General features: G+C 73.3%; 15 protein-coding genes, 1 tRNA gene and 1 other RNA gene. 9 read left to right on the plus strand and 8 right to left on the minus strand.

Annotated features, from left to right (window positions below; translation table 11 throughout):
* Nucleotides 1-13 precede the first annotated feature (13 nt).
* Nucleotides 14-322, minus strand: a complete 309-nt coding sequence (locus ACWDR7_RS10725; protein ID WP_449854884.1) for a hypothetical protein — start codon at nt 320-322, stop codon at nt 14-16.
* 293 nt (nt 323-615) lie between these two features.
* On the opposite strand from ACWDR7_RS10725, the gene ACWDR7_RS10730 reads away from it, so the two are divergent.
* Together ACWDR7_RS10730 and ACWDR7_RS10735 are read left to right on the plus strand one after the other, a co-directional pair.
* Entirely contained in the window at nt 616-924 is a 309-nt protein-coding gene (locus tag ACWDR7_RS10730; protein WP_449854885.1) for a hypothetical protein, read from the plus strand.
* A 108-nt stretch (nt 925-1,032) separates the two neighbouring features.
* Entirely contained in the window at nt 1,033-3,111 is a 2,079-nt protein-coding gene (locus ACWDR7_RS10735; protein WP_449854886.1) for an intein-containing Rv2578c family radical SAM protein, read from the plus strand.
* Nucleotides 3,112-3,232: 121 nt separating this feature from the next.
* On the opposite strand, the gene ACWDR7_RS10740 is transcribed toward ACWDR7_RS10735, so the two are convergent.
* The 4 genes from ACWDR7_RS10740 to ACWDR7_RS10755 form a co-directional block, all read right to left on the minus strand.
* Nucleotides 3,233-3,317 (minus strand) — tRNA-Ser (locus ACWDR7_RS10740).
* A gap of 29 nt (nt 3,318-3,346) precedes the next feature.
* Nucleotides 3,347-5,659 (minus strand): transglutaminase family protein, encoded by a 2,313-nt coding sequence (locus tag ACWDR7_RS10745; protein WP_449854887.1) that lies wholly within the window; start codon nt 5,657-5,659, stop codon nt 3,347-3,349.
* Nucleotides 5,646-6,896: a DUF58 domain-containing protein gene (locus ACWDR7_RS10750; RefSeq protein ID WP_449854888.1), complete on the minus strand. Its 1,251-nt coding sequence runs from the start codon at nt 6,894-6,896 to the stop codon at nt 5,646-5,648. Before ACWDR7_RS10750 ends, ACWDR7_RS10745 begins: the two co-directional genes overlap by 14 nt.
* Before the next feature lie 3 nt (nt 6,897-6,899).
* Nucleotides 6,900-7,907, minus strand: a complete 1,008-nt coding sequence (locus tag ACWDR7_RS10755) for an AAA family ATPase (RefSeq protein ID WP_449854889.1) — start codon at nt 7,905-7,907, stop codon at nt 6,900-6,902.
* Between the two features lie 150 nt (nt 7,908-8,057).
* Here ACWDR7_RS10755 and ffs point away from each other — a divergent pair.
* Nucleotides 8,058-8,154, plus strand: an RNA gene (gene ffs, locus ACWDR7_RS10760) — signal recognition particle sRNA small type.
* A 21-nt stretch (nt 8,155-8,175) separates the two neighbouring features.
* Here ffs and ACWDR7_RS10765 read toward each other — a convergent pair.
* Entirely contained in the window at nt 8,176-8,973 is a 798-nt protein-coding gene (locus ACWDR7_RS10765) for an LLM class flavin-dependent oxidoreductase (protein ID WP_449854890.1), read from the minus strand.
* Between the two features lie 49 nt (nt 8,974-9,022).
* On the opposite strand from ACWDR7_RS10765, the gene ACWDR7_RS10770 reads away from it, so the two are divergent.
* Entirely contained in the window at nt 9,023-9,334 is a 312-nt protein-coding gene (locus tag ACWDR7_RS10770) for a TfoX/Sxy family protein (RefSeq protein ID WP_449854891.1), read from the plus strand.
* Nucleotides 9,335-9,353: 19 nt separating this feature from the next.
* Here ACWDR7_RS10770 and ACWDR7_RS10775 read toward each other — a convergent pair whose 3' ends face one another.
* Both ACWDR7_RS10775 and ACWDR7_RS10780 read right to left on the minus strand, forming a co-directional pair.
* Nucleotides 9,354-9,956, minus strand: coding sequence for a DedA family protein (locus ACWDR7_RS10775; RefSeq protein ID WP_449854892.1), 603 nt, complete (start codon nt 9,954-9,956; stop codon nt 9,354-9,356).
* A 62-nt stretch (nt 9,957-10,018) separates the two neighbouring features.
* Nucleotides 10,019-10,321 (minus strand): hypothetical protein, encoded by a 303-nt coding sequence (locus ACWDR7_RS10780; RefSeq protein ID WP_449854893.1) that lies wholly within the window; start codon nt 10,319-10,321, stop codon nt 10,019-10,021.
* A 119-nt stretch (nt 10,322-10,440) separates the two neighbouring features.
* On the opposite strand from ACWDR7_RS10780, the gene pta reads away from it, so the two are divergent.
* The 5 genes from pta to ACWDR7_RS10805 form a co-directional block, all read left to right on the plus strand.
* Nucleotides 10,441-12,564 carry a phosphate acetyltransferase gene (gene pta, locus ACWDR7_RS10785; RefSeq protein ID WP_449854894.1) on the plus strand — a complete coding sequence of 708 codons (2,124 nt, stop codon included), beginning with the start codon at nt 10,441-10,443 and terminating at the stop codon, nt 12,562-12,564.
* A gap of 1 nt (nt 12,565) precedes the next feature.
* Nucleotides 12,566-13,837, plus strand: coding sequence for an acetate/propionate family kinase (locus ACWDR7_RS10790; protein ID WP_449854895.1), 1,272 nt, complete (start codon nt 12,566-12,568; stop codon nt 13,835-13,837).
* 5 nt (nt 13,838-13,842) lie between these two features.
* Nucleotides 13,843-14,568 (plus strand): HAD family hydrolase, encoded by a 726-nt coding sequence (locus ACWDR7_RS10795; protein WP_449854900.1) that lies wholly within the window; start codon nt 13,843-13,845, stop codon nt 14,566-14,568.
* 57 nt (nt 14,569-14,625) lie between these two features.
* On the plus strand, nt 14,626-17,157 hold the full coding sequence (locus tag ACWDR7_RS10800) for a glycoside hydrolase family 65 protein (protein ID WP_449854896.1): 2,532 nt from the start codon (nt 14,626-14,628) through the stop codon (nt 17,155-17,157).
* 181 nt (nt 17,158-17,338) lie between these two features.
* Nucleotides 17,339-18,575: DNA polymerase III subunit gamma and tau (locus ACWDR7_RS10805; protein ID WP_449854897.1), on the plus strand; the 1,237-nt coding region annotated here is incomplete at its 3' end.

Genomic DNA, 18,575 nt, shown 5'->3' on the forward strand with positions numbered 1-18,575 from the left:
CCGCTGATCCGGGTCAGTTCTGCTCGACTCCGGGATCGGTGACGTCCACGTCGTCGGACTCCACCCGGGCGACGAGGTCGTCCATGGTCTGCGGATCGACCTCGATGCCGGCGTCCGACAGGCGGCGCTCGAGCGTGCTGCGCACGTCGCCGTGCAGCGTGTCGATCAGCATGTCGGCTCGCGTCTGGGCGACGATGCCGCCGATCCGCTCGTCGTCGTTCGTGTCGTGCGTGTCCTCGAGGGGCGCGTCCTGCGTGCCGTGGCCGCCCGGGCCGCGCTCCTCGTCGAGCTCGTCGTCCGCGCCCTCACCAGCCATCGGCATGCTCGTCCTCCTCGAATTCGTCCATCATCGCCTGCAACAGGGGATCGTCCAGCGGGGCGACGGGCGGAACCGTTCCGTTCGACATGCGGGCACTCCTCTCGTCCCCTCGGCGGACTCGCGCTCGCGCCGAGGTGCCGCCAGCTTCGGCGACCGTCTCATGATCGCCCGGTATCCCGGGCGGCACACGGGGCTTGACATCGCCGCGGGGCGACGCCCCGCGCCCGGCGCGCGAGTATCCGGCGGTCGGGAGGGTGTCAACCCCCTGGAACCGCCGGCGCGGCCGGGCGACAGTGATGTCGGAGGTCGACATGGATACGGTTCATCAGCTGGATCTCGTTCCGCTCGGCGAGGATGCCTGGCGCCTCTGCGACCGCAGCGTCGATTCGTGCGACGCGACGAGCGTCGTGGCGTACGTGGAGCGACGGGCTGACGGCTACGAGGTGGTGTGGGTCTCGACGCATCGGGGCGTCGAGCGGTTCACGACGATGGGGGACGTGCTGGAGCGCGCGGCGGAGGTGCTCTCCGCGGTGACGCCGCCCGGCGCGACGCGTCCGATCCCCATCCCGCATTTCGCACCGCGACCGGCAGCGCTCGCGGGGTGACAGGCGGGGGCGGCGGCCCGGGGTGCTCGACGGAGCGCGTCCCGGGCCGCCGGTCTGTGCGCACGATGCCTGCTTGACATCCGGTAGTACGGATGTTCGACTGGGTGCATGAGGTGGAGCGGGCAGCAGGTGAACGGATCTGCGGATCCGGCGCTCATCGGCCTGCAGGGCCTCGTCCGCTCCGTGCGCACGCCGGAGTTCGCGGGCATCACGTTCCACGAGGTCGCCGCGAAGTCGGCCCTCAACCGCGTGCCCGCGCAGAGCCCGATGCCGTTCTCGTGGACCGTGAACCCCTATCGGGGCTGCTCACATGCCTGTCTCTACTGCGTGCACCCGGACACCCTCGTGCTGATGGCCGACGGCCGCCAGCGAGCCATCCGCGAACTGCGCGTCGGCGACGAGATCGTCGGAACGCGCGTCGACGGCGCCTATCGGCGGTACGTGAAGACGGAAGTCCACGCCAAGTGGGCGAGCCGGAAGCGCGCGTACCGAATTGTGCTCGCCGATGGCACGGAGCTCATCGCCAGCGGTGATCACCGCTTCCTCACCGATCGCGGATGGAAGCACGTCATCGGCGCGACGAGCGGCGGCGAGCGGCGTCCTCACCTCACGATCCGCAACGCACTGCAGGGCTTCGGCCTCGGCGGTGCGGCGACAGCGGAGGGTCGCTGGACGTCGGCGGCGTTCCGGCGGGGGTATCTGACGGGGATGATCCGTGGCGATGGGATGATCTTCCACGGGCGGTACCGATACCCGCATCGCACGACGGAGCAGCATGCTTTCCGCCTCGCGCTGGCCGACACCGAGGCGCTCGACCGAACGAGGGAGTTCCTCGCTGCCGAGGGGATCGAGACGCGGACGCGTCCGTTCACCTCGGCCTCCGCACGTCCGATGCTCGCTCTTCACACGGGAAAGCGCGCGGACGTCGCCGCGCTCGAGGGCCTCATCCAGATGCCCGAGGGTCCCGATCATGACTGGCACGCGGGATTCCTCTCGGGGATCTTCGATGCGGAGGGAAGCTGCTCCGGCGGGATCCTGCGCATCAGCAACAAGGACGAGGGCATCCTCTCGGCCATCGTCGCCGCCTGCGACGCGCTCGGCATCCGATCGGTGAGGGAGCCGGTGGCGGCGAACGGCGTCAGCGTCATCCGTGTGGTGGGGGGCCTGCCGGCGCGTCGGAGATTCTTCGAGGCGACCCGGCCGGCGATCACCCGCAAGCTGGCGATTGCAGGCGATGCGGTGAAGACCGTGGCGGACCTCCGAATCGTGGCGGTCGAGGACCGCGGCGTGGAGATGGAGATGGTCGACATCACCACGGGGACCGGCGACTTCATCGCGAACGGCGTCATCAGCCACAACTGCTTCGCCCGCCGCACGCACACGTACCTCGAGCTGGATGCCGGGGCCGACTTCGACAGCCAGGTCGTCGTGAAGGTGAACGCGGCCGAGGCGCTGTCGGCCGAGGTGTCGCGCCGGTCGTGGAAGCGCGAGCTCGTGGCGCTCGGCACGAACACCGATCCGTATCAGCGCGCCGAGGGCCGCTACGCGCTCATGCCGGGGATCATCGCCGCGCTCGCCGAGAGCGGCACGCCCCTGTCGATCCTCACGAAGGGCACGCTGCTGCGGCGCGACCTGCCGCTGCTCGCGCGGGCCGCCGAGCAGGTGCCCGTCGACCTGGCGATGTCGATCGCGATCTTCGACGACGAGCTGCAGAAGGCCGTCGAACCGGGCACACCGACGGCGGCGGCGCGGCTCGCCACCGTGCGCGCGGCGGCGGACCTCGGCTTCCGCGTCACCGTGTTCGTGATGCCGATCCTGCCCTGGCTCACCGACTCCGTCGAGCACCTCGACGATGCGCTGGCGCAGATCGCCGCTTCCGGTGCGCATCGGGTGGTGTTCGGGGCCCTGCACCTGCGCCCGGGAGCGCGCGAGTGGTTCTTCCAATGGCTCGCGCGGGAGCATCCGAGGCTCGTCCCCGTGTACCGGCGCCTGTACGGCGGGTCGTCGTACGCGTCGAAGGAGTACCGCACGTGGCTCGCGCGCCGCGTGCGCCCGCTCATCCGGCGCCACGGACTCGACGCCCGCGAGGACGACGACGCGCCGGACGCCTGGCGCGGGGCGCGCATGGTCGCGGCGCCCGCCACGTCGCTGGGCCTGCCCGCCGAGACCGCGCCGACGCTGTTCTGAAGCCGTTCAGCGGAGGATAGGGGACCCCGTCGCGCGGCTGACGCCGCGCTCCTCCTCGAATCGCTCTGCCCAATGAACGAGATACGGGTGCGTCCTGGCGGACGCACCCGTATCTCGTTCGCGGAGGATAGGGGATTCGAACCCCTGAGGGCTTGCACCCAACACGCTTTCCAAGCGTGCGCCATAGGCCACTAGGCGAATCCTCCAGCGGCCCCCGAAAGGGCCTCGGAACATCCTACCCGGCCCGGCCTGCGCGGCCGAACCCCACCAGCTCGAGCAGCCGGGGCGGGCTCAGCAGCGACCGGGGCGCGACGAGGGCGGCCGCGCGGGCGAGCGGGGTGGGGAGGATCGCGCGACGGATGATGCGCAGCGGCACCGCCAGGTCGCGCGTGGCGCGCACCCCCGGCGGGCCGTAGCTGGCGGCCTCGATGCCGTCGACGAGGGGATCGAGCACCTCGGTCGAGAGCCCGGGGGCGGCGGCCACCCGCGCGGCCAGGGCGCGCGGGCTGTCGTGCGCGTGCACCTCCTCGCCGGCGTCGACGAGGGTGTCGGCGAGCTCGCGCCAGGCGGCGGGCGCGTCGCCCCGCGCGGCGGCGCGCAGCCGGCGCCCGCGCAGCACCGCGCGCGCCACGCCCGGCACCGCGAGCAGCGCCGCGATGCCCGCCGCCCAGCCGACCGGGACGAGCCAGCCCCAGTCGTAGGCGGTCGATCCGTCGCCCGATCCGCCCGGCACATCCTCCGGCGGCAGCGACGGCGCGGCGCTCGTCGTGGGCGTCGGCAGGGCCGGCGCGACCGGCGTCGGCTGCGCGCCGGCGCCGTCGCCGGCGATGGCCTCGGGCAGGAACGACGTCGCATCGCCCAGCCCGGGCGTCGGCTCGAACGGCACCCAGCCGATGCCGCGGAAGTACACCTCGGGCCAGGCGTGCAGCTGCGAGGCGCGCACCGTGTACACCGCCTCCTGCCCCAGCCACTCGCCGCCGCGCACGCCGGGGAGGTAGCCGACGACGACCCGCGAGGGCATGCCGAGCGTGCGCGCCATCACGGCGAACGTCGACGCGAAGTGCACGCAGTAGCCCTCCTGCCGATCCAGGAACGAGGCCATCGCGTCGAGGTCCGAGCCGTCGAAGCCGTCGTCCACGGGGGCGTCGAGCGAGTACGCGAACTCGCCGCCGCGGAACCAGCTCTGCAGCGCCACCAGCCGGTCGTAGTCGTTCTCCTCGCCGGCGACGACGCCGGCCGCGGCATCGGCGATGCCACCGAGCAGTGGGCTGCGGGGCAGCGAGAGCGTGTCTCCCGCGAGCCCCTCGACGCCGGGGGAGGGGATCGTCGCCGTCGTCGCCTGCGCCGCCTCCCGCGTCGGACGCGGCACGACCGCGGCCGCGGTGTACGTCTCGCCCGCGGCCTCGCCGCCCGTCACGGTGCCGTTGGCATCCGCGAGCCGCCAGTCCCGCGAGACCCCGTCGAGCGCCGCGAGCGGATAGGGGACCGGCAGCAGCGGCCCCTCGAGGTTCAGCACCTCGATGTCGAGCGAGACGAGCTCCGAGCCCTCCGGCGCCTCGGCGTCGAGCGCGGCGGGCACCGCGTCGCCGACCGGCAGGGTCGCGCCCTCGTCGGGCTCCCATCCGGCCCCGCTGAACGACGACAGCGTCGCGACGCGGAGGTACGGCGCCGCCTCGCCCTCGTTCAGGACGTAGCGCAGCACGTCGGCGTCGCCGACGCGGCGCAGGTCGTCGCCCAGATCGAGCGACGCGTCGATGCGGGTGGGGGCACCGGGGCCGCGCAGCGAGCCGGTCGGCTGCGGCAGCAACGGGGCGACGACGAGCGCCGTCACGACGGCGACGGCGGCGAGGGCGGCGCCCTGCACGGGGCGGGCGTCGCCCGGCGAGCGCCGTCGGCGGTCGACGTACAGCAGCAGCAGCGCGGCCCCGAGCAGGACGAGGATCTGCGGCATGCCGGTGCTGATGCCCGTGATCGCGGGCGGCAGGATCCACACGGCGACGGCGGCGGCGATCGCCGCCACGGGCAGGCGCATGGCGACCGCGAGCACGTCGAGCGCGAGCGCGAGCAGTCCCGCCGCGGCGATGAGGACGAAGATCAGCGGGGCGCCGGGATCCACCGGGGCCGCGCTCTCGGTGAGCTGCGTCGTCGCCGCCGACAGCAGCGGCGGCATGTCGGTGAGCAGCCTCGGCGTCGGCACGACACCCAGCAGCGACGACGGACCGGGGAGCCTCCCCACCGCCGCGAAGAGGGTGTGGATCCCGGTCGTCGCGGCGATCCACGCCACCGCCTGGATCAGCGGGGCGAAGCGCGCCACGGGGCGAGCCGCGCGCGTGAGGGCACCCGCGGCCCACACGGCGAGCATGCACACGAGCGCACCGGTGAGCCAGGCCGGCAGGATGACCCCGGACAGCGGCAGCATCGCGGCCACGGCGAGCAGCAGGGATGCCAGGGATGCCGCCAGGCCACGGTCCCGCCGCGGGCGCGCCGTCGGCGGGGTCCGCGGCGCCGCGGGCGCGGGCGCGGCCGCGAGCAGCTCATCGATCGACACGGTCGCCTCCCGGTGCCGCCGAGAGGCGGTCGAAGACCGCCGCCCAGGAGGCGGTCACGTCGTCTCCGAGGCGCGCGGCCGCCCAGCCGCCGTCGCGCAGGCGATCGAGGGCGTCGCGCTGCGGCGTCGGCGTGAGCAGCACGGGAAGCGACGAGTGACGGGCGAGGGCGTCGAGGTCGGCGGCCAGGCGATCGTCGGTCGACCCGCACACGACGACGAGCGGACCCGTCGAGGCCGGCAGCGCGAATCCGGCGCCGTGGCCGTCCCCGCCCGCGTCCGCGCGATCGGGCATCACGGTCGCGAAGGCGCGCTCCAGCGACTCGAGCACCGATCCGTCGGGAGCGGCGAGATCCGCGAGTGGCCGGCCGGCATGGTCCGTCACACGCACCGCGAACCCGTCGGTCACGAGGCGCCACGCGGCCGAGACGCAGGCGGTCACCGCCGCCTCGAATCCGGCATCCTCCCCCGAGCGGGCCTCGGCGGGCCAGCGCGGCGCCGCGAGATCGAGCATGACCGCGGCGGACGGCACGGTCTGCTCCTCCTCGTCGCGGACCATGAACGATCCGCGGTGCGCGGAGGCGCGCCAGTGGATCCGCCGCATGGAGTCACCGGGGGCGTAGGGGCGCGGGATGAGGTTGTCGCTGCCGCGACCACGACGCTCCTCCGACGCGCCGCCGTCGCCGGCGTCGCCGTGCGAGCGCGGCAGCGGCTCGAGCCAGCGCGCGCGGGGCACGACGAGCACGGGGGTCGGCTCGCCCAGCGACGCCGTGCGCCGCCACAGCCCGAAGGGGTCGGTGGCCTCGATCTCGAGCGGCCCCACGGGGTGGCGGCCGCGACGCACCCCGGTCACCGCGTACGCGACGCGCGCCTGCGGGCCCCGGTCACGCGGGAGGGGGCCCGACGCGTCGCCGGTCACCCCGGGCGGCAGGATGTCGCGCCACCGACCGCGCGGTGCGCGTCGCGGCGGCTCGACGGAGATCCGCAGCTCGACGGTCGTCTCCGATCCGACCTCGACCGAGTCCTCGGAGAGGCGCCTCGCGATGCGCACGCCGGGGCCTGCGTTCCTCGCTCCGAACCAGCACGCGGCCAGCAGCGACAGCAGCGCGACGCCGACGTACTGCGCCTCCGACGCCCCGATGATCGCGGCGAGCGGAAGGCACGCGATGCCGACCGCCAGCACCGCCCACCCGCGCGGGGTCAGCGGCGGCCCCGGCCGGGCATCCCGACGTGTCGTCACGGCTCAGCCCGCCACGGGCACCGGCACCGTCGTGGCGATCCGGTCGAGGATCGCCGGCACGGAGTCGGCCGCGCGGCGCGACTGCGTCGCGGAGCGCGCGGGGATGAGGCGGTGCGCCAGCACGGGGCTCAGCAGCTCGGTGACGTCGTCCGGCAGCACATAGCCGCGTCCCTCGAGCGCGGCGTTGACCTTCGCGGCGCGCACGAGCTGCAGCGTGGCGCGCGGGCTCGCGCCGAGGCGCAGCTCGGGATGCGCGCGCGTGGCCTGGGCGAGGGCGACGGCGTAGTCCTCGATGGCGGGAGCGACGTGCACGGACCGCGCCCATGCGATGAGCGCGCGCACCTGGTCGGTCGTGACGACGGGGCGCAGCTCGTCGAGCGGGTTCGCGGCGTCGCGCTGGCGCAGCATGAGCGCCTCGGCACGCGCATCCGGGTACCCCATCGAGATGCGCATCATGAAGCGGTCCCGCTGCGCCTCGGGCAGCGCGTACGTGCCCTCCATCTCGAGCGGGTTCTGAGTGGCGACGACGAGGAACGGATCGGGCAGCCCGTGCGTGGCGCCGTCGACCGTCACCTGACGCTCCTCCATCGCCTCCAGGAGCGCCGACTGCGTCTTGGGGGAGGAGCGGTTGATCTCGTCGGCGATCACGATGTTCGCGAACACCGCACCGGCCTTGAACTCGAACTCGCGCACGACCGGATCGAACACCGACACGCCCGTGACGTCGCTCGGCAGCAGGTCGGGGGTGAACTGCACGCGGCGCACGTCCGCGGCGATCGACGCCGCCAGCGCCCGCGCGAGCATCGTCTTGCCGACGCCCGGGACGTCCTCGATCAGCAGGTGGCCCTCGGCCAGCAGCACGATGAGCGCGGCGCGCACGGCCTCGGGCTTGCCGTCGATGACGCGCTCGATGGAGGCCGCGATGAGGTCGGTCGCCTGGCGGAACGCGGCGGCGCCGTCGCCGCCGGCCGGGCCGGGGGCCGCGGGGCGGACGGTCGTGGACTCGGACATGCGTCCTCCCTCACGGGTCGGGAGTCATTCGGATGACGGGCGTCGCTGTGGGCGACAGCCTAGTGTCCGCGAGGCGCGCGATGGTCGTTCCCCGGGGACCTCACGGCGGCCGCTCCGGATCCGCGGCGCCGCACGTCGGGTAGACTTGTCGGCAGCTCTCCGCGTGACGGCATCCAGGCCAACTCCCCCAGGACGGAAACGTAGCAAGGGTAACCGGGCTCTGCCGGGTGCGCGGAGAGTCTTTACTTTTCCGCCGCGGACGAGGGCGTCAGCGCGGCAGGGACTCCAGCAGGACGCGCGGGTCCGGGGCGTCGGCCGGTGCCTGGATCGCGATCGCATCCGCCCCCGCGTCCGCCAGCTCGCCGATCCGGTCGGCGATCCGCTGCTCCAGCGCGCCGCCGCGGGGATCGATCTCCGCGAACGCCCGCACCACCGGCCGCCCCGGTCGTCCCGCCGCGGCCCAGCCCTCCTCGACCACGGCGCGCGCGGCCCGCACGGCCGCGGCGTCGTTGGCCGCGTCGAGCAGCACGCTGTCGCCGAGCTCGCCGGCCAGTCGCAGCGTCTTCGGCCGCGTCGCCCCGACGGCGATCTCCGGCGCCGCCGCGGGCGGCCAGCCGAGCGCGACCTCGGCGAGCGACACGTACCGCCCGTCGACGTCGACCGTCTGGCCCTCGAGCAGCGCGCGCACCGCCGTGACGTACTCGCGCAGCAGCGTGAGCGGCGAGGCCACGCGGCCGCCGACCTGCCCCATCCAGTCGAGCACGCCGTGCCCGAACCCCGCGACGAGCCGGCCGGGCGCGAGGCGCTCGAGCGTGGCGATCTCCATGGCGGCCAGAGCGGGATTGCGCAGCGGCACGGGCAGCAGGCCGATGCCCACCCGCACGCGGTCCGTCGAGACGAGCGCGGCGGTGGCGGCCGTCAGCCCGCCCTCGAGGAAGCAGTCCTCCCACAGCCACAGCTCCGCGACGCCGGCCTCATCCGCCGTCCGCGCGATCGCGCGCAGCTGCTCGGGCGGCGACTGCGGACGGAACACGACGCCGACGACCGGGGGCGCTGTCTCTGTCATGGCCTCATCGTGCCATCCGCCGCTGACACCGCGTGGGTACCATCGCCCCATGGCCTACAACGCCGAGCTCGCCGATCGGGTGCGCGCCCTCATCGAGGCCGCGGGAGACGTGGACGAGAAGCGCATGATGGGCTCGCTCGCGTTCATGGTGAACGGGCGGATGGCCGTGGGCGTCTCGGGCGACGAGGTCTTCTTTCCCGTCGGCGGCGGCGAGGCGCTGGAGGCGGCCCTGCAGCAGGGCGCGCATCGCCTCCACCTGCGCAGCGGACGCCAGGTGCCCTTCGCGGCGCTCACAGACCCCGACGACGACACCCTCGCCGACTGGATCGCCGAGGCCGTCGAGCGCGCGACGAACGGCTGAGGCCGCTCGCCCGCTGAGGTCAGCGGCCGCCGGCGCGGGGCGCGACGCGCGCGATGAGCGCGTCGGTGACCCAGCCCAGCAGCAGGGCCGCGGCGATCGAGACGATGACGGCGGTGATGGTGCCGCCGGGCAGCAGCGTGGCGATGGTCGCGCCGACGAGCGCCTGGTACGCGGCCCAGAGCGTGGCGGAGATCGCCGCAACGGGCAGGTAGCGCGTGGCGCGGATGCCCGTGGCGCCGGCGGTGAGGTTGACGACGAGGCGGGCGAACGGGATGAAGCGCACGGTGAACACGGCCATGGCCACGTGGCTGCGCAGGCGCGTCTTCGCCCACTCGTGCGCGCTCTGGAAGCGCGGATGGTTCGCGAAGAACCGCCAGCGCTCGGGGTGCAGCAGCCGGCCGATCAGGTAGCAGCAGGCGTCGCCGCAGAATGCGGCGGCCGCGGCGACGGCGATGACGGCCCACAGGGGCGGCACGCCGCTGCCGGCCGAGATCGACCCGAGCACCGTCACGGCGATCTCGCCCGGGATCACGACGAGGAACGAGTCGGCGAAGACCAGCGCGAACAGCACGGCCAGCGCCCACGGATCGGCGGCGATCCCCGCCAGCCACGCATCGGTCACGCGCTCACTCTTCCGCCGTCAGGTGAACGGCAGGGATACGGCGGCTTCCGGCCGGCTGGGAGTCACTCGCGCCGCAGGCGCCGCGCCGACGCGTCCTGCTGCGCGAGGCGGCGCAGGGCGAGCAGCAGCGGCTCGGTGAGGATGGTCCCGAGCACGGCGTATCGCACGGCCGCCGCCCGCTCGCCGGGCAGCCGGGGCTCGCCGGAGCGCCGGCCGCGGGTCGTGAGCGTCAGCGATCCCCAGCCCCGCTTGTCCTCGGTCGTCCACAGGCCGCGGCCGGGTCCGCGGCGCGCGATCGCGCGATGCACGCGCCACGCCGTCGTCACGAACCAGCGCGGCGGCACGAACGGCGTCCTCTCGCCCATGGCGATCCTCTCGTCGGGTGTGCGATCAGGATCCCACCGAGGGCGGACGCGACGCACGGGGGAGAACCCGACTCGCGCAGCCGTATCCCGCCCCGCCGGTCGCGCATAGGGTGGAAGACGTGGCGAGGAGCATCTACATCACGTCGGCGGAGGGGCACGCGGGCAAGTCGACGGTGGCGCTCGGAACGCTCGACGCGCTCAGCCGCGTCGCGCCCCGCGTGGGCGTCTTCCGCACCATCGCGCGGTCCACGCGCGAGCGCGACTACGTGCTCGAGATGCTGCTCGACCACGACGGCGTCGACCTCGACTACGACGAGTGCGTGGGCGTGACGTACGAGGACGTGCGCAGCGATCCGGATCGGGCGCTCGCCACGATCGTCGCCCGGTTCCGCGCCGTCGAGGACAAGTGCGACGCGGTGGTGGTGCTCGGCAGCGACTACACCGACGTGGGCACGCCCGCCGAGCTCGGGTACAACGCCCGCATCGCCGCGAACCTCGGCACGCCCGTGCTGCTCGTGCTGAGCGGGCGCCAGTCGCATGGAACGCCCGAGAGCCTGGGCTTCACCGAGGCGCGCGCGCCGGAGCGGATCGGCGACGACGCCGCGGTCGCGCTCGGGGAGCTCGCGAACGGCAACGCCGAGCTCGCGGCGACGATCGTGAACCGGGCCGACGGCGAGCGCGCCGAGCAGATCGTCGCCGCCGTGCGGCCGCACACGCCCGACACCCCCGTGTGGGCCATCCCCGAGGACCGGCTGCTCGTGGCGCCGACGATGGGCGACGTGCTGCGCGCGGTCGACGGGGAGCTCGTGAAGGGCGACGAGGCGCTGCTCAGCCGCGAGGCGCTCGGCGTGGTGGTCGCCGCCATGTCGATGACGAACATGCTGCCGCGCCTCACGGAGGGCGCCGTCGTGATCATCCCGGCGGACCGCACCGACGCGCTGCTGGCCGCGCTCACCGCGAACAACTCGGCGAACTTCCCCTCGCTGGCGGGCATCGTGCTGAACGGCCCGTTCGAGATCCCCGACGCCATGCAGCACCTCGTCGAGGGACTCGGCTCGGCGATCCCCCTCATCCGCTGCCAGGGCGACACCTACTCCACGGCCGTGCGCATCATGCACACGCGCGGGCGCCTCGCCGCCTCGTCGGCGCAGCGCTACAACCGCGCGCTGTCGCTGTTCGAGCGCAACGTCGACACCGCCGAGCTGACGCACGTGCTGGGCGTGGCGCGCACCGACGTCGTGACGCCGCTGATGTTCGAGTACGACCTGCTCGAGCGCGCCCGCGCCGACATCAAGCACATCGTGCTGCCCGAGGGCGACGACGACCGCATCCTGCGCGCCGCGGCCGTGCTGCTCGAGCGCGGCGTGGCGAAGCTGACGATCCTCGGCGAGCCGTTCGAGGTGCGGGCACGGGCGATCGAGCTCGGCCTCGACATCTCGGCCGCCGAGGTGCTCAGCCCCTTCGATCCGGTCTTCGTCGACAAGTTCGCCACCGAGTACGCGCGGCTGCGCGCGCACAAGGGGATGACGTACGAGCGCGCCGCCGACACCGTCACGGACGTGTCCTACTTCGGCACGATGATGGTGCACCTGGGCTACGCCGACGGCATGGTCTCGGGCGCCGCGCACACGACCGCGCACACGATCCGCCCGTCGTTCGAGATCATCAAGACCAAGCCCGGCGTCTCGGTCGTCTCCAGCGTCTTCCTCATGGCGTTGGCCGATCGGGTGCTCGTCTACGGCGACTGCGCCGTGATCCCCGATCCCACGAGCGAGCAGCTGGCCGACATCGCCGTGTCGTCGGCCGCGACCGCGCGCCAGTTCGGCATCGACCCGCGCGTGGCGATGCTGTCGTACTCGACGGGGGAGTCGGGATCGGGCGCCGACGTCGACAAGGTGCGCGCCGCCACCCAGCTGGCCAGGGAGCGGGCGCCCGAGCTGCCGATCGAGGGCCCGATCCAGTACGACGCCGCGAGCGACGCGGCCGTCGCGAAGGCCAAGCTGCCCGAGTCGACCGTCGCTGGCCGCGCGACGGTGTTCATCTTCCCCGACCTCAACACGGGCAACAACACCTACAAGGCGGTGCAGCGCGCGGCGGGAGCCGTGGCGATCGGGCCCGTGCTGCAGGGGCTGAACAAGCCCGTGAACGACCTCTCGCGCGGCGCGCTCGTGGGCGACATCGTCAACACCGTCGCGCTCACGGCGGTCCAGGCGCAGGCGGCCGCGGCCGAGGGCGGGAGCTGACATGACCGTGGTGCTCGTCGTCAACAGCGGCTCCTCGTCGTTCAAGTACCAGCTGCTCGACGTGCGGCCCGGCGGCGAGGGCCGCCGGCTCGCCTCCGGCCTCGTGGAGCGGATCGGCGAGGCCACGGGACGGGCCACGCACCGCCTCTTCTTCCCCACCGAGCCGGGGGTGCCCTCCGTCGCCGCGCACGACGTGGAGTCGGAGCGCGAGCTCGAGATCCCGGACCACACCGCTGGCTTCCGCGCGATGCTCGACGCGTTCGAGGAGCACGGACCCTCGCTCGCCGCGCACCCGCCCGTCGCCGTCGGCCACCGCGTGGTGCACGGCGGGGCGCGCTTCTTCGAGGCCACGGTGGTGACCGACCTCGTCGAGATCAACATCGACGACCTCTCGGTGCTCGCCCCGCTGCACAACCCGGGCGCCCTGCAGGGGATCCAGGCCGCGCGCCGCGCCTTCCGCGACATCCCGCATGTGGCGGTCTTCGACACGGCGTTCCACCAGACGCTGCCGCCGGCCGCCTACACCTACGCGATCGACCGCGAGGTGGCCGAGCGCCACCGCATCCGCCGTTACGGGTTCCACGGCACGAGCCACCAGTACGTCGCCGCCACGGTCGCCGCGCACCTCGGCCGCGATCTGCGCGAGCTGCGGCAGATCGTGTTCCACCTGGGCAACGGCGCCTCGGTGACGGCGATCGACGGCGGCCGCTCGGTGGACACGTCGATGGGCTTCACGCCGCTCGAGGGCCTCGTGATGGGCACGCGCTCGGGCGATCTCGATCCGGCCGTGCTGCTGCAGCTGCAGCGGCGGGCCGGCATGGACGCCGGCGCGCTCGACGACCTGCTCAACAAACGCAGCGGCATCCTCGGGCTCGCGGGGGTGTCGGACATGCGCGATCTCGCGGCGCGGCGTGCGGCCGGCGACGAGGACGCGCGACTCGCCTTCGACGTGTACGTGCACCGGCTGCGCGCCTACGCGGGCGCCTATCTCGCCCAGCTCGGCGGCGCCGACGTCATTGCGTTCACGGCGGGCGTCGGCGAGAACGATCCGGAGGTGCGCGAGGCGGCGCTGGCGACGCTCGGCTTCGCGGGCGTGCGCGTCGACGCCGAGCGCAATCGCGCCGCCCGCCGCGGCGAGGTGGCGCGGATCTCCGCCGACGACTCCGCCGTGACGGTGCTCGTGGTGCCGACGGACGAGGAGCTGGAGATCGCGCGGCAGACCCTCGCCGTGTCGGTGCCCGATCCAGCCGAGCCGACTACGCTGGCGCCGTGAGCCCGATGCCCGACCTGACGGCGTACGACGCCGTGCTCTTCGACCTCGACGGAGTGATCACTCCCACCGCCGAGGTGCACATGCACGCCTGGCGCGCGATGTTCGAGGAGCTGTTCGCCCAGTGGGGCGTGGAGCCCCCGTACTCGGACGACGACTACTTCGACCACCTCGACGGCAAGAAGCGGTACGACGGCGTCGCCTCGGTGCTGCGCAGCCGCGACGTGGAGCTGCCGTGGGGCGATCCGTCCGATCCCGCCGAGGCCGACACCGTGTGCGGCGTGGGCAACCGCAAGAATGCGGTGTTCTCGCGCATCCTCGCCGAGGAGGGGATCCGTCCCTATCCCGGATCGATGGCGCTGCTCGACGGGCTGTCCGCCGCCGGCACGCCGGTGGCGATCGTCTCGAGCTCGAAGAACGCGCGCGACGTGCTCACGGCCGCGGGCGTGCTCGACCGGTTCCCCGTGATCATGGACGGCGTGATCGCCGAGCGCGAGCACCTGCCGTCCAAGCCGGCTCCCGACGTCTTCCTCGAGGGCGCCCGCATGCTGGGCGTCGACCCGGCGCGCGCCGCCGCGGTGGAGGACGCCATCTCCGGCGTGGAGTCGGCCGCGGCCGGCGGCTTCGGACTCATCGTCGGGGTCGACCGCGGCGCCGGCGCGCACGCGCTCACCTCCGCGGGCGCCCACCTCGTCGTCGCCGACCTCGCAGAACTGGCGTCGCCGTCGCGCTGAGCGGCGCCGCCCACAGACCTCCCGCACCTCGAGACCCGATTCGGAGCAGGATCGCACATGATCGACCGAGACCGCTTCCCCGTCGACCCCTGGCGTCTGGTGGAGACCCGCTTCTCCGAGGAGGACACGGGCCTGACCGAGACCGTCTTCTCGGTCGGGAACGGCTACATCGGCCTGCGCGGCAACCACCCGGAGGGCCGCCACGGATCCGAGCACGGCACCTTCATCAACGGCTTCCACGAGACCTGGCCGATCCGCCACGCCGAGCGCGCGTACGGCTTCGCCGAGGTGGGGCAGACGATCGTCAACGTGCCCGACGCCAAGGTGATGCGCGTCTACGTGGACGACGAGCCGCTGGCGCTGGACATCGCCGACGTGCGCGCGTACGAGCGCTCGCTCGACTTCCGCGACGGCGCGCACCGCCGCCACATCCGCTGGGTGACCCCCTCGGGCAAGGAGGTGGTGATCGACACGGAGCGGATCGTCTCGTTCGAGGAGCGGCACCTCGTCGCGCAGCGCGTGACGGTGACGGTGCTCAACGCCGACGCCGCCGTGACCGTCAGCTGCCAGCTCATCAACCGCCAGGACGGCGAGGACGTGTACGGCGGCACGGCCCCCGTGGCCACGAGCGGCGCGAAGGCCTTCGATCCCCGCAAGGCCGAGGAGATCGAGGACCGCGTGTTGCTGCCGCAGGAGTACTGGCAGGACGGCGAGCGCTCGGCGCTGTCGTACCGCGTCGCCAACTCCGGCATGACGCTCGGCCTCGTGGCCGACCACCTCATCGAGACCGAGAACGCGTACACGCGCCGCGGGCAGGTCGAGCCCGACATCGCCAAGACCGTGTACCGCGTCGACGCGAAGGCCGGCGTGCCGACGACGGTCACCAAGCTCGCGGCCTATCACACCTCCCGCGGCGTGCCGCCGCGGGAGCTCATCGACCGGTGCCGCCGCACGCTCGACCGCGTGGGGCACCTGGGCTACGGCGAGGTGCAGCGCGCGCAGCGGGCCTTCATGGACCGGTTCTGGGAGCGCTCGGACGTGCGCATCGCCGGGCACGACGACCTGCAGCAGGCCACGCGCTGGTGCCTGTTCCAGGTGGCGCAGGCGGCGGCCCGCGCCGACGGCTGGGGCGTGCCGGCCAAGGGTCTCACCGGCTCCGGCTACAGCGGCCACTACTTCTGGGACACGGAGATCTACGTGCTCCCGTTCCTCACGTACACGACGCCGCTGTGGGCGCGCAACGCCCTGCGGATGCGCACCATGATGCTGCCGGCGGCCCGAAAGCGCGCGGCGCAGCTGAACGAGGCCGGCGCGCTGTTCCCGTGGCGCACGATCAACGGCGAGGAGGCGTCGGCGTACTACGCCGCCGGCACCGCGCAGTACCACATCAACGCCGACGTGAGCTTCGCGCTCGGCAAGTACGTGCGCGCCACGGGCGACCTCGACTTCATGGCGCGCGAGGGCGTCGACGTGCTCGTCGAGACGGCGCGGCTGTGGGCGACGCTCGGGTTCTGGCGCGTCTCGGACGGCGACGAGACGTTCCACATCCACGGCGTCACGGGGCCGGACGAGTACACCACCGTCGTGAACGACAACCTCTACACGAACGTGATGGCGCGCTACAACCTGCGCGCCGCCAGCCGCGTGGTGCGCGAGATGGCGGCCGTCGCGCCCGAGGCGTACCGAGCGCTCGCGGACCGCGTGAACCTCGACCCCGGCGAGCCGGAGGCCTGGGAGCGCGCGGCCGACGCCATGGTCATCCCGTTCAACGAGGCCTTCGGCATCCACCCGCAGGACTCCCTGTTCCTGCAGCGCGAGGTCTGGGACCTCGAGCACACCCCCGCGTCGCAGCGCCCGCTGCTGCTGCACTTCCACCCGCTCGTCATCTACCGCTTCCAGGTGCTCAAGCAGGCCGACGTCGTGCTGGCCCTGTTCCTGCAGGGCAACCACTTCTCGCCCGAGCAGAAGCTGGCCGACTTCGACTACTACGACCCGCTGACGACCGGCGACTCCACGCTGTCGGCCGTCGTGCAGTCGATCCTGGCCGCCGAGGTCGGCTACCGCGACCTGGCGTACGAGTACTTCCAGCACGCGCTGTTCGTCGACCTCGCCGACCTGCACCACAACGCCTCGGACGGCGTGCACGTGGCCTCGGCCGGCGGCGTGTGGACGGCGCTCGTGAGCGGGTTCGGCGGCATGCGCGACCACTATGGCGAGCTGAGCTTCGACCCGCGCCTGCCCGCCGACTGGCCGGAGCTGTCGTTCCCGATCACGTGGCAGGGATCGCGCCTGCGGGTGTCGGTGCGCCAGGACGGCCTGCGCGCCGAGGTGGAGGAGGGCGACGCCGTCACGTTCAGCGTGCGCGGCGAGCGGTACACGGTCGCGCCGGGCGAGAGCGTGGACGTGCCCCTCGAGGACCAGGGCCCGGTGCGCCCCGGCCGCCCCACGCTCAAGAAGTTCTCGGAGATGCGCCGCGAGGACGGCACGACGCTCGACCCCGTGCTGCCGGCCGGTCACGACGAGACGGTGCCCGTGGTGACCAGCGCGATCCCGATCATCCACGATCCCTCCAACGGCCAGCCCGCCTGACGCCCGGGTACGGACCGGGTCGGTTCGGTTCGGGACGGATCGGGAGGAGATCTCGATTCGGGAGGTCGTTTCGGACCGGATCGGTCCTCGTGAACGGGGATCTCCTCGCGAACAGTCGGGCGGGGGAGCGGTCGGGGCCGTCGGCCGGACCGATGTCGGCGGTACGCCGTAGGCTGGACGGGTGACGACCGCCCTGTACCGCCGCTACCGGCCCGAGACCTTCGCGGAGATGATCGGGCAGTCGCAGGTCACCGAGCCGCTCATGACGGCGCTGCGCGGCGACCGGATCGGCCATGCCTACCTGTTCTCCGGGCCGCGCGGCTGCGGCAAGACCACCTCGGCGCGCATCCTCGCGCGCTGCCTGAACTGCGCCGAGGGCCCGACCGACACCCCGTGCGGCACGTGCGACAGCTGCGTCGAGCTCTCGCGGGCCGGCGGCGGCTCGCTCGACGTCATCGAGATCGACGCGGCCAGCCACAACGGCGTCGACGACGCGCGCGATCTGCGCGAGCGCGCCATCTTCGCGCCGTCGCGCGACCGCTTCAAGATCTTCATCCTCGACGAGGCGCACATGGTCACCCCGCAGGGCTTCAACGCCCTGCTCAAGCTCGTCGAGGAGCCGCCGGCCCACGTGAAGTTCATCTTCGCGACGACCGAGCCCGACAAGGTGATCGGCACGATCCGCTCGCGCACGCACCACTACCCGTTCCGGCTCGTGCCGCCCGGGCCCATGCTCGAGTACGTCGAGAAGCTGTGCGCGCAGGAGGGCGTGCCGGTCGAGCCGGGCGTGCTCCCGCTCGTCGTCCGCGCTGGGGGCGGCTCGCCGCGCGACACGCTGTCGATCCTCGATCAGCTGATCGCGGGTTCCGAGGCGGGCGGCGTCGGGTACGAGCGCGCCGTGGCGCTGCTCGGCTACACGCATGGCGAGCTGCTCGACGGCGTGATCGACGCCTTCTCGGCCGGTGACGCGGCCGCCGCCTTCGCGGCCGTGGATCGCGTGGTGCAGACGGGGCAGGATCCCCGTCGCTTCGTGGACGACCTGCTGGAGCGACTGCGCGACCTCATCGTGATCGCCGCGACCGGCCCCGCCGCCTCGGCCGTGCTGCGCGGGGTGCCGGCCGACGACCTCGAGCGCATGGCGAAGCAGGCCGAGGTCTTCGGCGCCGACCGGCTCTCGCGCACGGCCGACATCGTGAGCGCGGCCCTCGACGACATGTCGGGCGCCACCTCGCCGCGCCTGCACCTCGAGCTGCTCGTGGCGCGCGTCCTGACCGCCGCACGGGGGGGAGCGGCCTCGCGCGCCGCCGACACCGCCGCGGAGGCGAAGGACCACGAGTTGTCGTGGCCGATGTACATGTCCTTCTTGTACAGGAAGTCGATGATCCAGAACGAGTGGATGACATCACGCGACTCGAGGT

The sequence above is a fragment of the Microbacterium sp. NPDC003461 genome, from assembly GCF_053588335.1.